Raw genomic sequence first — 13,596 nt, forward strand, 5'->3', positions numbered from 1 at the left:
TTGCGAGCCTCATACATGGCACGACCGTTCCAGAGTTTGCTTCCCGCTCTATAGCGGCGGCTGCATACATGGGTGGGGCACGCGGACGATCACGCTAGACCTATGGCGACAAGCCTTGGTGCTGTGTGCTCATTCAGCACGATGCGATGCTGGAAAGTGACCTTGGCGGGACTGGCCGCGAAGTTCGCCCAAACGGCTATCGTCGAAGAGCCGGAGCCGGCGTAGGACCGAATCATCACGAATAGGCCGAGGCGATTTGCAGAGGCACGCAACGAGACGCGAGTCAATTACGGAAAAGAATTCGAGCGCCCTTGCGGAAAAATATGGACGCTCCCATGTTCTACGTCGCCTCTGGAATTGGCCAGCTGGCACGGTCGTTTGGAATGTCAACTGGTAGCATGAGTGCTGCGCAGGCTACGACGATTGACATCGTCGGTCCGGCGAAGTCGCGCCATGAGACTGTGAACATCGTTCGCACCTCGACGACTAGACTATACTGCATCGCGTTTTTGAAACCCGCGTTGGGGGAAAGCCTGTTTGAGACAACGGGAAAGAAGCTGACGGATTGATGCGTGCGATTGGGGGGCGTTCGGCGCAAGCCGAGGTTCAGGGTTCGAGCTAGCCTCCCGATCACTGCGAAATTGGGGGAATGCTTGGGGCATGAATGGTTTAAGAAACGGGGCTATCGCCACTTTGACGTGTCGGTTGGTCTTTCCTTCGCCGCTTCGGCTTGCGATCCGGCACATGTCGCCAAGCATTCGTGGCTTCCGCTGATTCACTACGTTAAGCGTGTCAAACGCTACAAGCCAAAGGACGGGAAGACGGTCTATAAGGATCGTGACATCATGTTCGCGTCGCACCGCGACGCCTGCATTCTTACCAAATACGCCTATGAAATCGGTAAGCTGCTTGATCTGCATTATAAGCAAGCAAAGCTAGACGATCACGTTATCGCCTATCGCAAGCTTGGGCAGGCCAACTACCATTTTTCAGCGAAGGCTTACCGTTTCGTCCAAGATCATCAGCCTTGTGTCGTGCTTTGCTTCGACATCACCGGATTCTTCGACAATCTTGACCATGCCATCCTTAAGAACCGGCTGAAGCGTCTGCTAGGCGTCAAGGAGATCTCCCCGGATTGGTATGCTGTTTTCCGGCATGTCACGAAATTCAGCAAGGTTGAGCGCAAGGCGCTGGAAGCCCATCCGGTGTTCACCGAGAGGATAAAGCAGGGCGGTCGCGAGCCGATTGCGACGATCGCAGAGCTTCATAAAGCGGGCGTCGCGATCGTCACCAATCCCGACAGGTTTGGTATTCCGCAAGGAACGCCAATCAGTAGCGCGTTTTCGAATCTTTACATGATGGATGTGGATGCCGCGATGGCTAGTGCCTGCGCGAAGATCGGCGGCCTGTATCAGCGGTACTCGGACGACATTCTCGTGATTTGTCCGGTCCATGAGGAAGCCGAGATCGCGAAAACGCTGAAAGCGGTTATTGACGACCACAAGCTTGAGATCAAGGACGAGAAAACCGAACGGGCAGAGTTCGGAGCCGGGAGCGATAAGAACTTTCAGTATCTAGGATTCAACATGTCGAAGGACGGGGCTTCGATCCGACCTTCGTCGATGGCGCGGCAGTGGCGCAAAGCCAAACGCGCCATCGCAACCACGACGAAAATTGGCGAAAAGGCGATCGCGGAAGGTCGCGCGGTCAAGATTTTCACCAAGAGGCTGCGCCGGCGTTTTGCTCCGGTCGGAGCCCGTAACTTCTCCAAGTACGCGCGGCATGCGGCCGATGCTTTCGGCTCCAAGCAAGTTGTTCGACAGGCCATGAAGTTTGAACGGATGGCAGATCAGGCCATTCGTGAGATCGAAAAGATCACGAAGTTACCGAACGGAAGCTAAGGAAACCGCAGCTTCTTCCGTGCACGCAACGCAATAACCATGGACCGGTCTAGCCCCAGAGGTCGAGACCGTCTGACGCGTCTTCATAACGCGACCGAACTTCGGCCGCGAACCTCATAGGCTATGCCGTGCCACAAAAGGCGACCGCTGATACCGCGAACGTAAGTCACCACATTCTCGCTTGCAACGTTGCCGGCGGCCCGTTTCACATTTACGGCCTGCTCCGGCTATGCCTAAGGGGTTCTCGCCTGTCGCTCAGCCAACCCCGGCTGCTGAAGACCCTTGCGCAGCAAACGGTGAATTAGCGAGGTTGCATCGCGGAGAGTCATAGGCTTTTCCGGACGCTCAAATTCCTGTTTGGCATGGCGAAGCGTGCTCGCGGACCTTTTCATCAGCTTGATTTGCGATGGCGGCGCTCAGTCGAGCTTTGAGAAACCGGCCCCGCCATCGCCGAATCGAAGTTCTAGGCATTCAATTGCTTGTAGATGTTGATCCTCGAAGTCCGCGGGCGAGAGGCTTCCGAAGTCGTATGGCACGCTCAGAGCTCATTGTAGATCGGGATCGTCGCGGCGTGCGCATCGACGACTTCGACGACCTTCTTCTCTAGGGGAAGGTCCGCCTTTTGCCTCGCCCAAACCTCCTTGAAGCGCTGGACAGTTTCCGCGGCGGTATCAACGGCCAGCTTCTCCGAAATCTTCGCCTTAGCGGCTAGATGCATCAGTTCGTCTTTGGAGAATTCGGCCATCTTCTTCGTGCGCGAATAGTTCAGCGCCATCTTGTCGTCCGCAATGTACGGTATGGTCGACAGCAGGTCGTAGGCGGGCGAAAGAACGGGCGTACGTCGGTCGGGGTAGATCAATGACCAGTTCTTCAGGTGCATGTCGGCGTTGCCGATCAGCGTGCTGAATACGAGTCGCCGGATGAATTCGGCGATGCCGGCGTCTCCGGTTTCGATGCCGAGAACGCGCGCGATGCTTCGGTAGTTGGCCTTGTCGTACTTCTCATCCGGAAAGACGCCGAATACCTGCGCGAAATCTTCCATATGGACCGCGCCGTCGGCGGTGCGGTCGAATCGCTTCACGGCGAGCGCCCGCCCCTTCAGTTCGCCGATCCCCTCCGGCAGACCTTTGATCGCGTCGACGTCGATCAGTTGCAGTTCAGGAACGTCCATACCCATCGCCTTCGCCAGGGACATCATGGAGTATTCGTTTTCAGGCACGCCGGGATACTGATGTGACGGCAGCTTGACGATCCATGAACCGCCGACACCTTCGACGGGAATAGTTAGGCCGCCTTTCTTGGGATCGTTCTTGAGCGCTGAGAACTTCAGCTGCACGCCCGCGAGCGAGAAGCGCAGCATGTTCTGCCGCTCGTCCGGCGTGAGATCCTCCTCAACCTGGGGCGGCAATGCTTCTCCGTCCGCCGGATGGACCGACAGGGCGCCCGGAAGGTCCCGCCCCAGCATCCATAGGAGGAAGAACTCGCGCCTTTCCTTCACGCCTGCGCGTTCCGCGAGGTAGCGACGCAGGGGGCCTTCCGGCAGAAGGTTGGAGAAGAAAGGCGGGAGGACTTGTTGGTACGGCTTGAACGAGGTGAGCAGGTTTCCGAACGAGTCCTTGAAGGACAGGCTCAAGGTGGAGCGGTCGGGGTCGTCGATGTAGTCCTGGTTGAAGGCGAGCAGCGAACGGTCACCCTGCACGAGCGTGAGGGTCGCAATCGGGGTGTCGTGCAGGCGTACGTCTAGAACCGATACGTCAGGCATCGTCGTCCTCGTCGTCGAGAGCGTAGGCAGGGCGGGGGGCTTCTACGGGATGTGCGATCCTATTGCGCAGACCCTGCAACACGCCCGCGGAATTTTCCAGCACGGCCTTAGGTATCGGTTCGGCTGGATCACTGCGCAGGGTCTCGACGATGTCCGCGACGAGAGCCAGGTCGGTTTTCGAAAGATGGACCTGCTTCAGGAAACGGAAGTATTCGGCGATGCGATCGAGCGCGGCGGAGCTGCCGTAGCGTTTCCTTTGTCTGGAAACGATTCGTTCGGCCCTGGCGAAGAGGTCCGACGATCCCTTCGCGGAGGAGAATTCGGTGGCGGCGTTCGAGCGCAGTACGCCTTCCACCGCAGGAAGAAGCTTCTTGGGCACCAGTACGACTTCGAGGTCCAGTGCCCGCGCCATCTGGATGAAACTGGACAGACCCGGTTCGAGGCGGCCGGTCTCGATTTGCGAGATATGCGCCTGGGTCAATCCCGCGCGGACCGCCAGCGCGCGTTGGCTCATGTCTGCCTTGGCACGTTGGGCGTGCACGGCCTTGATGAGCTCTTCGCTTTGGTACGACACGATACAAGATCCTAATCATCCAGAAGATTTGATAAGTTTCATATATCGGATTGGGCCGCTTTGCAAGTACTGATAATTATTATTGTCAAATTTGTTATTAGATAATTAAAATATATCAAACTAAAGCGCCCGCTAGGAACCATTCTGAACCCCGTGGACCAGCTATCCGACCGCCCGCAGTCTCCAAAACTGCTCGAACGCGGGCCGGCAGCCGTCGTCGTCAGGTCGCCCGGTCGCTGCCCACAGGCGTGGTCCAGACGCCCCCTGTCCGAAACCCGCCAGATCGCATTGGTGCCGCATAAGCGACGGCGTCAGTGCGCGAGGTCTCCACGATCGCTCGGATCTACACCATGACGTATCGCGTACTCACCTCGTTGACGAGGTGCTCACGGCCGCGAAACATTTCCAGCGGGCGCCGTCCGACCACATCTTCCCGTCGCCGAAGACCGGTGGCCAGATGCCGGGCTTCACCAAGATGCTCAACCGCCTGGTCAAAGAAGCGGGTGTCGACAAGTTCACGATGCATGACTTAGGGCGCAGCTTTCGCACCATCATGTCGCGCCGCGGCTACGACAACGAGATCCAGCGGTTGTGTGTCGGGCACAAGCCAGGCGGAATCGATCAATTCTACAATCATGATAACCAGAGGATCATCCGCAAGATGGCGTTCGAAGCGGTTCATGACTCCATCGCGGACTTGGTCGGTGCGATACGCGTCGGCAAGGTCGTGCGCCTGCAGCGGACCAATCCGCTCGACCCCATCAAGGCGGAGCTGCTCTCCCGTCTCCGTGAGCATTATGCAGCTAGGGCGGCTTAGCGGTCTTATCGCATCTGGCCAGATAGTCCCGCACCGCATCGACACGATAGAGCGGGCGGCCATCGACATAGCGCCATTTCAGCGGGTGGTTCGGATCGCGCCGCCACTGCTCCAGCGCGCCGGGCGTGCGCCGGATGACGGCGGCCGCTTCCAATGCCGTCAAATTAGAGCTGCCCGGCAGCGTATCGATATCGAACGTCGCGGGCGGCGGCATGCCACGGTTTTTGCGATGGCGCTTCATCACAGGCAGCGTTTCCGCACGATCTGGCGACCCCAACGCCTCGATCCGAGTCCTTTCGTCCTTGCCGCCCATGCCTTCGCACCGAACCACGATCGGTCTTGGGCAATAGGATCGCAAGTCTCTCCAGCAAAAAAGAAATCTAGAGCGCAGGTGTGGCTCTTGGGTACCGTGGCGTACGAATCGGACGAACGGGGGATAATCTCGTCACTCCGATCCGCGCAGATCAAGCGAATGGGCGGCATCAAGCCTGGCACATGAGGCCACAGCCGAGGCGACAACAGCACATCTTGCCTTTCGCGGTGTCCTTGGCAATTTGCCGAGCGATACCTAGATGAGCGCAATTGACAGTTCCGCACCGGATTCGGGTGCGGGTGATATTTCAGGGGATACCGAATAGCCATGGGTACTTGGAATAGTGGTCGCGCGACCAAACGGATCGACGCTAAGATCGATTCGTTGCCTCTCAAGGATATCGAGATCAAGGAGTACGTCCGCGAAACCGATCTCGCGGGCCTGTCGGGCAGCACCGCGTACCGGGTCGATGGCGTCCATCTGTATGCCGATATCTTGAACCTGAAGGACATTCTGAACGTCACCACGGTCGAGGGCGAGACCTGCCATAAGCGCACGCTCCGCTTCCTTAATATGCACTACCGTGCCGCGCATCGTATCATCGCCGCCGTCGAATCGATCTTCGTCGACTTCCACAATCAGCGGCTTCACACCGTCTTCACCAAGCCATACGACGACGAGGCGAAACGCATTCATCGCGCGGTTGCGACCGCGCAGTTGATCATCGACGTCCTGGCGCGCACCGGCGAGGATGCCGATCATCCGGCGGCCAAGGTCCGGGTCGGGATCGACACCGGCAAGGCGCTCGCGGTTAACAACGGCAGGCGGGGTCACCGGGAACCGCTCTTTCTTGGACGGCCGGCCAACCATGCTGCCAAGCGCGCGGGCGGCGGCTCCGCGCAGGGTATCTTCCTGACCAACGAAGCGCGCAAGGCAATCGGCCTTGCCGAAGCGCAGGATGTCGACAAGACGCCGCTCAGCGCCGAGGAAATCGCAAAGAGCCAGCAGGCGGCCAAGCTGGACGTTACGGTCGACGGTGTCGTCAAGGATTGGGCAGAGGATCTCAAGAACAACCCGATCGGTGATTTCGTGTTTTCAGGTCATACGCCTCCGTTTTCGACCCTGGATATCGAGACCCTGTCGGTGAAGAATTCGCGACGACAGGATGCCGCCTCGATCTATGGCGACCTCGATGGCTTCACCGCCTATGTCGGAACCAACATGGGGACGGACGCGGGCGCGAAGCACGTCGTGCGCGCGCTGCACGTCCTGCGGTCGGAGCTGGATGCCGTACTGCACGAGGATTTCCAGGGCCGGAAGATCAGATTCATCGGCGACTGCATCCACGGCGTGCTAGCCGAAGGGACCGCGCAGACGACCGATGCGGTCGAGACCATCAGCAGCATGACTCTTTGCGCGGCGGCGATGCGGAGCAGCTTCCAGATCGCACTGAGGCGATTGAAGGAAAAGGGGACCGATGCCTCCAGCCTTGGGCTCCAGATTGGCTTCGAGTACGGACCGATCACCGTGACACGCCTGGGCATGAAGGGTGGTCTCGTCCGTTGTGCGGTCAGTCGCGGGATTCTGAACTCCGAGCAGGAGCAGGGCCGCTGCAAGGGCAACCAAACCGCGATCGGGGCGAACGCCTATTCGAAATCCAGTCATGGTGTGCATGCGCTCTTCGGGGACATGCGGATCCGTGGGGATCTGGATTATGCGACGGCGCTTGACGCGATGGCCGGAAAGGGCGACGCGGTCGCGCGTGCGATCAAATCGGCAGCAGGAGCGAGCCTTCTGAAGCCGCAATCGTCGCCCGCCGCACCGCTGAGCTTCCCCGACCGACCGGCAGGTCCCACGAAGCCGGGCGGCTTTGCGTGAGCTGGTACATAACGGACGTTGTACGATTTCGTGCAGAGCGCCAAGGCATCGAGCTCCTGGCTCAAGAAGCGGAGTGGTTCGCCGTAACTGCCTGGCGGCTGGACGATCGCCTTCGTTTAGTGCTGGACGCCGAAATCGCAGCCGGGGGTCGGGCCTATCCGATTTACCTCCAGTATCCCGACATGTTTCCACATACCCCGCCGTCGGTGTTTCCGCGCGGGGATGCCGTCAGATGGTCGGCACACCAGTTCGGTACTGGTGGCGAGCTCTGCCTTGAATATGGTCCGGACACATGGACCGCCAACAACACCGGCAGAGATCTGATAGAGAGCTGTCATAAGCTGCTCGTGACCGAGAATCCGGGAGGCGACGAGTTAGGCGACGCGCCCTCGCGCCACGTCGTAAGCCTCGGACAAAGCCTCCGCATCCGATATAGCCGATATCTTCTGACACGCGCCTTTCGCGTCCTGCTTGGCGAGCTTCCCTTGCGCGTTCCGCTCGAAGCCAACCTCGTGTCCCTCTATCACAAGGAATCCGTCGTCCATGTGGTCGACAAGGTGACGCTGGCCGACGGCACGCAATGGACGGATCCCACCGTCCCGTCGCAGTTGGGGCCCGAATACACCGAACGCCGCGTGCCGATATGCCGATGGGATGAGACCGATACGCCACCTTCGACGGAAAGCCTGGACGAGTTCGACAGCGGGTTTGCTGCCGTCGGAAACACGCTCGAAGCAAGGTATGGTTTGGTCGTGCACGGCTCCGAGCTGTCGGTCTATTTCCTCGACAGAAAAAAGAGCTCGGTCGTGGACGTCGCCGTCATATCGCCTCCGCCGGAAGCGACGCGTCTCGACGCCGCTCATTCGGTGCTCGCGGCAAAGAAGGTCGCGATCGTCGGGTGCGGGTCGCTCGGCAGCAAGGCGGCGACCATGCTCGCGAGATCCGGTGTCGGCGGTTTCGTGCTCGTCGATGACGACATTCTGCTTCCCGATAACCTGGTCCGGAACGACCTCGATTGGCGGGACGCCGGAGTGCACAAGGTGCCGGCGCTCGCTCGACGTCTGCAGTTCGTGAATCCGTCGGTCGATGTCTTGCAATGGCGTGTGCCTCTTGGCGGGCAGGAGGCCAACGAGAGTGCCGATGCCACGTTGAAACGAATATCTGAATGCGACCTCGTGCTGGATGCGACGGCCGATCCCAATGTGCTGAATCTGCTCTCGGCAGTGGCCGCGTCCGCGAAGAAGCCCGTAATCTGGGCGGAAGTATTCGGCGGCGGGTTCGGCGGCCTGATCGCCAGGTATCGACCGGGGATCGAGCCACCGCCACCATTCATGCGGCGCGCCATCGAGAACTGGTTCGGCGAAAAGGGATCGTTGCCGAGAAGATCGCATCGGCCGTACGAAGCGATTGGCGCCGGCATTGACGTACCCATGACCGCCGACGACGCGGACGTTTCCGTGATCGCGGCCCACGCTGCCCGGCTCGCCATCGATCTGTTGGTCGATCGTAGCCCGTCTCTATTTCCCAACTCGGTCTATGCGATCGGCCTTGGCGCGGATTCGGTGTTTTCTCAGCCGTTCGACACCTATCCGATCGATGTCGGTCCGCCACCGCCGGAGCCTGAAGTCGTCGAGCTGTCGGACCAGGAAAAGGTCACGGAGATCGCCACGTTGCTCGAGTTGCTGAAGGACAAGATCGGTGGAGCTGATCCTACCGCGCAAGATAACTGACCTTCTGCGCCGCGAGCTGCGGGGGCGACGCAACGAGATCGGCGGCGTGATGGTCGCCGAGCACGTGGGCGACGAGACTTTCCGGATAGTCGAACTTTCGGTGCAGAGGTCGGGCGGTACGACGATGCATTTCGTCCGGGATCCGGAGCAGAGCAAAGCTTTCTTATCGGATTTCTTTGCTAGAACGGGCGGCAACTATCATCGCTTCAACTATATCGGAGAGTGGCATTCGCATCCGACGTTCGAGCCCGTGCCCAGCCGAAACGATATCCAGGCGATGTACCAGATCGTCGAAGATCCAGAAGTAGGCGCGAACTTCGCCGTCCTCATCATTGTGCGGTTGTTTTTTCGCAGATCATTGAAGATGTCGGCGACGTTGTTCCGGGCCGGTCTACCTCCGGAGCGTGTCGTGGTCTTGCTCGAACGGAAAACACCGGGATTGCTTTCCCGCCTGCGAATTCTATTCAAAAAGTAAACGTCCTTGCGCCCCGCATCTTGACGATCTGGTCTCCCTTTTCGAATTGGATCACGGTGAGTCCCTGAATATCGGACGGGATCTACTTCACCTTGGGATGGACCAGGATCGACCGATGCCTGGTCAGCTTTTCCCATCAACAGCCCGAGCTCGAACAAGACATTGTCCTGGATCCACCGCTTCGACCGCAGTGCATGTTGAGCTTCTGTTCAGAGCAAGTGCCGACGCGCAACGCCGCTCCAGCCGGGATCGTCTCCCAAGTGGAGAAGGGTGTACGCCGCGTCGTAGCGCTCGCTTCTGAACGAGAGTTCGCGCGCCGGCTCTTCAAACCAGACGCCGGTCGGGTGATCGACACCGGTCCGGGCCTCCGGCGTGAACAGTTCCCGACCGGCCGCCGATGCCGGCGGTAACTCCACTGGGCCACGGCTGGTGCGGATGAAGGCCCCGGTCGTCAACGCGCGCTCGCTCGACCACGACCACTTGACGAAACCGTCTACGGAGACGACGAGCAGAGCCCTTCGTTCCGTATAGCGTAGCCATTGAAGGATGGCAGCGACCAGCGACACATCATACCGCTCGGCGCAATCGCCCAACACGTCAAAGTCCGGCTTGCCCGTCGGCGGCACCTGGCGCCTGAAATCATCGAGAGGCATCAGAAGCCAGGAGGCAAACTCGTTGGCTTCTCTTTCGATTTGCAGCCTGGTCCGTCCGTCGATCCCGGCTTCGCTGGAGTGGATCCCGTCGGGGTACTTCTTCCGGTGCAGGAGGTAGTGGCCGAATTCGTGCGCGATAGTGAACCTGCGACGGCCCCTTGACTGGCCGGCGCCGTACACGATCCCCCACTTAGTCCTCGACGCGGACGGCACTAACGCGCCTGCGAATCCATCGAGCTCTTCTTTACCGACCTTGGTGATGGGATCTTCCGGGAAGAGGGAGCGCGACGTCTCCATGGCGAGCGCACCGATGTCGAAACGGTGTCGATCAGGCGGGTTCGCCAGATTCAGCATCTGGTTGAAATGGCTCGCCCAGCGCCGAGGTCCCCAACCCTCGAAGTCCATGAGCGGCCTATTCGTCCAGGGCCTTGGCCAACTTGCGGAGCCGGGCGCGCGCTTCCGGCGACATCGCCTGGTACTCGCGGAAGAAGGCCTTGTCCTCCGCCGATTCGAGATTTTCGCTGCCCAGCAAGTAGTCGACGGTCACGTCAAGGGCCCTTGCCAACCCGGCCAATTTCTCCCCGGACGGGCGGGGCAGCTCCCTGTTCTCGAGTTCCCATAAATAGGATTTGCTCAGGCCGGCCCGATCGGCGAGCTGGTCCAAGGTCAATTTCGCTTTTTTTCTCAGCGTCTTAATGCGATCGCGGATGCTTTCAGCCACGCAATTCGCCCTTAGCTGTTCGGTGTAGCAGCATATCCCGTCCTTGACTCGCGGCAACAGGTTCCTATGTTCGGAGTAGCAGTATTTTACATGGTGCGGAAGCGAATCAGCAGACGGGCTCGTCTGCGCGCCGGGAATGGTAAATTGAATATGGTCTTTGCCACTAATATCGACCGGGTGCTCGAGCGGTTTCTCGAGCAGCATTGTCCGAAACCGGACCTGATCCGGGCGGCGATCTTGCGCGAACCAATCTGCCGGGTGGATGACTATAACCCCGACCACCTGATCTGCCGCCGCGGGGATCGAGTGAGCGGCTGCTGGCTGGTTCTCAGTGGTCGGGTCGAAGTCCGGGCCGACGATCAGAGCGTCACCTTTCGTGGCGAAGGCGAGATGTTCGGCGAGCAGGGTCTGTTGCATGTCCTTGCTGGAAAGAACGGCGCCCGGACTGCCGACGTCAAGGCGATCGGCCCGGTCCGGGTGTTCTTTATCGATGCCGCCTTTCAGGAGCGACTGACTGACCCCGAGAAAACCATCTGGGTTCTGATGCTCGCCGACGTCGTCAACATGAAGTTAGCGCAGGCGACCCAGGGACGTTCGGAACTGCGCATCTCGGTCGCCGAACAGGAACATCTTCTGCGTCGGTTCTCCGACGATGACGCGCTCGGCCTCGTTAAGGTCGCTGCGGCTGGACAGACTCCACCGATCCAGCCCCGAAAGGCGATCGTGTTCTTCAGCGACATCGCCAACTTCAGCGTCTGGTCAACCGGCAAGGATTCCGGTGAAGTTGCATCTCACCTTCATCGCCTCTGTTCCCTCCAGATCGATCTGATCCGAAAGGCTGGCGGGCAGATCGACAAGCTCATGGGCGACGGAGTGATGGCCTATTGGTTCATCGACACCGCCGAACGCGAGCGCGTCGAGCCCGCCGCCGTCATCCGATGCGCGACGACGATCGCCGAAGAGATCGGGCGCTACGTCACGGACAATGGCCTCGATATCGGAATCCGCATCGGCTTGCACGCCGGGGACGTCGCGTTCGGCGACTTTGGGGCCGAGCAGAGGATCGCCGTGACCGTGCTCGGCGCGACCGTCAACACGGCGGCCAGATACGAACAGGCGAAGTCACCTGATCTAGGTCAGGTCCGCGTGAGCCCGGTCCTTCGGGAACTTGCCGTCGAAGCGGGCATCTCCCCTGAAACGTTCCGGGGACCTGTGAAAGCGAACGTGAAGCATGGCGTCGAGCTCGACGTCTATTCGTTCTGAGGAGGCTATCCTATGTCGTGGAATGCGGACCGGGCTAAGACGAGAATCCGGGAGCATCTGAAGACCGTGCCGGACGTCGACAGCAACATCACGCTCGATTCCGCGCGAGCCCAGAGGACGGTCCGCAAGAGCGGTTTGATCGGTCGTCTCCCGATCCGGCAGGCCTTCCTGGTGGAGGGCGTCCATCTCTACGGCCAGTTGCTGGACTTCGACGGTCTTGTCGCCGAAGGCGGCTCCGAAACCGAAGGCTCGCATCGCAGGCTCTTGCGATTCCTCAACATGCATTATCGTGTCTGGGACGCCGTCGTGGATAACGATGACGGCGACCGGGTCGACTACCACGGCGCCAGGCTCCACGCCGTCATCACGTCGCCGGCTGGAGACGCTGCGGCGCAGATCACCCGAGCTGTCGCTCTCGCGGGCAAGCTCACGGAGGCCGCCGAACGGCTCGGCCAAGCGCATGGCTTTCCGTCCCGCATCCGCTTCGGGATCGATCATGGCAGGTGCCTGGCCATGACGACCGGCCGCTCGCACGAGAAGGACACGCTCTTCCTCGGTCGTCCCGCCAATCACGCGGCAAAGCTCGCCGCCGCGGAGGACGAGGCGGGCATCTTCCTGACCGAGACTGCGCAGCAGCGGGCGCGGCCGGGCGCCGTGCACAAGTCGGCAGGCCGGACGGTGCTCGACGAGACCTACATTCGCGAGGCGGTGCGGAGCTTCGCGTTCGACAGCCTCGAACGCAGGGTCGATGAGGTCGCTCAGGACGCCGTCGAGCCGATCTTTCGCTTCAAGCGACCGGAACTGCCGCTCGCCAGCGTCAAATTCGCGGATCTCTCGCCGGCGAACTCTGTGCGCATGGGCATGGCGTCGATCTTCGCCGATATCGACGGCTTCACCGACTTCGTCGACCAGGCCATCGAGGGCGGCGCGGTCGAAATCACAAAGGCCGTGAGAACGATCCATGTCATCCGCGAGGAGCTCAACTCGGTCCTGAACGACGACTTCGACGGCAAGCGCGTGAGGTTCGTGGGTGACTGCATCCAGGGCTGCGTGGCAGAAGGCGAGCGGACCGACGACGGTCCCGGCTCCGTGCGACAGGCTGTGATGTGCGCCAACGGCATGCAATCCTCGTTCGACCTTTGCCTCGACGCGGTGGACTCCGATGCTGCGATCGGCCTGGCTATCGGCGTGGAATATGGTCCGACGCCGATGACCCGGCTGGGATATCGCGGCGACGACAGCGTCCGGTGCGCAGCCAGCCGGGCCACCATCAATGCCGAGCGGACGCAACAGAGCATCGAGGGTAGCGGAATCCGGCTGGGCGTCGTCGCCCAGCAGGTTGCCGACGCCGCGGTCCGACGGATCATCGCGACGGGACGATTAATGTCGTTCGACACCGCTTCGGATTTTCTCGGCGCCTCTCAGTCTCCGGCCGTCCAGATCATGCGCAGCGAGCCGGCCGCTCGGTCGCACGCTGCGCGTCCGAAGCGCTGATCGATCGGTTGGTGC

12 protein-coding genes and 1 pseudogene are annotated in these 13,596 nt (G+C 60.4%); 8 read left to right on the forward strand and 5 right to left on the reverse strand.

Features of this window, described 5'->3' with window-relative positions:
- Positions 1-335 precede the first annotated feature (335 nt).
- Together QA640_RS06340 and QA640_RS06345 are read left to right on the forward strand one after the other, a co-directional pair.
- A complete protein-coding gene (locus tag QA640_RS06340; protein ID WP_283039888.1) occupies positions 336-569 on the forward strand; it encodes a hypothetical protein in 234 nt (77 codons plus the stop codon).
- An 84-nt stretch (positions 570-653) separates the two neighbouring features.
- Positions 654-1,901, forward strand: a complete 1,248-nt coding sequence (locus QA640_RS06345) for a reverse transcriptase/maturase family protein (protein ID WP_283039889.1) — start codon at positions 654-656, stop codon at positions 1,899-1,901.
- A gap of 538 nt (positions 1,902-2,439) precedes the next feature.
- Here the strand turns inward: QA640_RS06345 and QA640_RS06350 are convergent.
- Positions 2,440-3,663 carry a HipA domain-containing protein gene (locus tag QA640_RS06350; RefSeq protein ID WP_283039890.1) on the reverse strand — a complete coding sequence of 408 codons (1,224 nt, stop codon included), beginning with the start codon at positions 3,661-3,663 and terminating at the stop codon, positions 2,440-2,442.
- Complete coding sequence (locus QA640_RS06355; RefSeq protein ID WP_283039891.1) at positions 3,656-4,177, reverse strand: helix-turn-helix transcriptional regulator; 522 nt, start codon at positions 4,175-4,177, stop codon at positions 3,656-3,658. Before QA640_RS06355 ends, QA640_RS06350 begins: the two co-directional genes overlap by 8 nt.
- A gap of 403 nt (positions 4,178-4,580) precedes the next feature.
- On the opposite strand from QA640_RS06355, the pseudogene QA640_RS06360 reads away from it, so the two are divergent.
- A pseudogene (locus QA640_RS06360) lies at positions 4,581-5,054 on the forward strand (tyrosine-type recombinase/integrase); the annotation flags it as partial.
- On the opposite strand, the gene QA640_RS06365 reads toward QA640_RS06360, so the two are convergent.
- On the reverse strand, positions 5,041-5,367 hold the full coding sequence (locus tag QA640_RS06365; protein ID WP_283039892.1) for a hypothetical protein: 327 nt from the start codon (positions 5,365-5,367) through the stop codon (positions 5,041-5,043). The pseudogene QA640_RS06360 and the gene QA640_RS06365 overlap by 14 nt on opposite strands.
- Before the next feature lie 327 nt (positions 5,368-5,694).
- Here QA640_RS06365 and QA640_RS06370 point away from each other — a divergent pair, with 327 nt between their 5' ends.
- The 3 genes from QA640_RS06370 to QA640_RS06380 are packed head-to-tail and all read left to right on the forward strand — an operon-like array spanning position 5,695 to position 9,450.
- Positions 5,695-7,245, forward strand: a complete 1,551-nt coding sequence (locus QA640_RS06370) for an adenylate/guanylate cyclase domain-containing protein (protein WP_283039893.1) — start codon at positions 5,695-5,697, stop codon at positions 7,243-7,245.
- Positions 7,242-8,975 (forward strand): ThiF family adenylyltransferase, encoded by a 1,734-nt coding sequence (locus QA640_RS06375; protein WP_283039894.1) that lies wholly within the window; start codon positions 7,242-7,244, stop codon positions 8,973-8,975. Before QA640_RS06370 ends, QA640_RS06375 begins: the two co-directional genes overlap by 4 nt.
- Positions 8,944-9,450, forward strand: coding sequence for a Mov34/MPN/PAD-1 family protein (locus QA640_RS06380; RefSeq protein ID WP_283039895.1), 507 nt, complete (start codon positions 8,944-8,946; stop codon positions 9,448-9,450). The genes QA640_RS06375 and QA640_RS06380 overlap by 32 nt, the downstream gene beginning before the upstream one ends.
- A gap of 209 nt (positions 9,451-9,659) precedes the next feature.
- On the opposite strand, the gene QA640_RS06385 is transcribed toward QA640_RS06380, so the two are convergent.
- Together QA640_RS06385 and QA640_RS48255 are read right to left on the reverse strand one after the other, a co-directional pair.
- Positions 9,660-10,508, reverse strand: a complete 849-nt coding sequence (locus tag QA640_RS06385) for an ImmA/IrrE family metallo-endopeptidase (RefSeq protein ID WP_283039896.1) — start codon at positions 10,506-10,508, stop codon at positions 9,660-9,662.
- A 7-nt stretch (positions 10,509-10,515) separates the two neighbouring features.
- Positions 10,516-11,241, reverse strand: a complete 726-nt coding sequence (locus QA640_RS48255; RefSeq protein WP_349253693.1) for a helix-turn-helix transcriptional regulator — start codon at positions 11,239-11,241, stop codon at positions 10,516-10,518.
- On the opposite strand from QA640_RS48255, the gene QA640_RS06395 reads away from it, so the two are divergent.
- Positions 11,131-12,087, forward strand: a complete 957-nt coding sequence (locus QA640_RS06395) for an adenylate/guanylate cyclase domain-containing protein (RefSeq protein ID WP_349253694.1) — start codon at positions 11,131-11,133, stop codon at positions 12,085-12,087. The two genes, QA640_RS48255 and QA640_RS06395, sit on opposite strands and share 111 nt — an antisense overlap.
- Positions 12,088-12,099: 12 nt before the next feature.
- A complete protein-coding gene (locus QA640_RS06400; protein ID WP_283039898.1) occupies positions 12,100-13,581 on the forward strand; it encodes an adenylate/guanylate cyclase domain-containing protein in 1,482 nt (493 codons plus the stop codon).
- Positions 13,582-13,596 lie beyond the last annotated feature (15 nt).

This window comes from Bradyrhizobium sp. CB82 (assembly GCF_029714405.1).
GTDB lineage: Bacteria > Pseudomonadota > Alphaproteobacteria > Rhizobiales > Xanthobacteraceae > Bradyrhizobium.

Bases quoted from the DNA above. Each gene is read 5' to 3' on its own strand.
- QA640_RS06340 (WP_283039888.1), top strand. From the start codon at position 336: ATGTTCTACGTCGCCTCTGGAATTGGCCAGCTGGCACGGTCGTTTGGA.
- QA640_RS06350 (WP_283039890.1), bottom strand. From the start codon at position 3,663: ATGCCTGACGTATCGGTTCTAGACGTACGCCTGCACGACACCCCGATT.
- QA640_RS06355 (WP_283039891.1), bottom strand. From the start codon at position 4,177: ATGAGCCAACGCGCGCTGGCGGTCCGCGCGGGATTGACCCAGGCGCAT.
- QA640_RS06365 (WP_283039892.1), bottom strand. From the start codon at position 5,367: ATGGGCGGCAAGGACGAAAGGACTCGGATCGAGGCGTTGGGGTCGCCA.
- QA640_RS06370 (WP_283039893.1), top strand. From the start codon at position 5,695: ATGGGTACTTGGAATAGTGGTCGCGCGACCAAACGGATCGACGCTAAG.
- QA640_RS06385 (WP_283039896.1), bottom strand. From the start codon at position 10,508: ATGGACTTCGAGGGTTGGGGACCTCGGCGCTGGGCGAGCCATTTCAAC.
- QA640_RS48255 (WP_349253693.1), bottom strand. From the start codon at position 11,241: ATGCAACAGACCCTGCTCGCCGAACATCTCGCCTTCGCCACGAAAGGT.
- QA640_RS06400 (WP_283039898.1), top strand. From the start codon at position 12,100: ATGTCGTGGAATGCGGACCGGGCTAAGACGAGAATCCGGGAGCATCTG.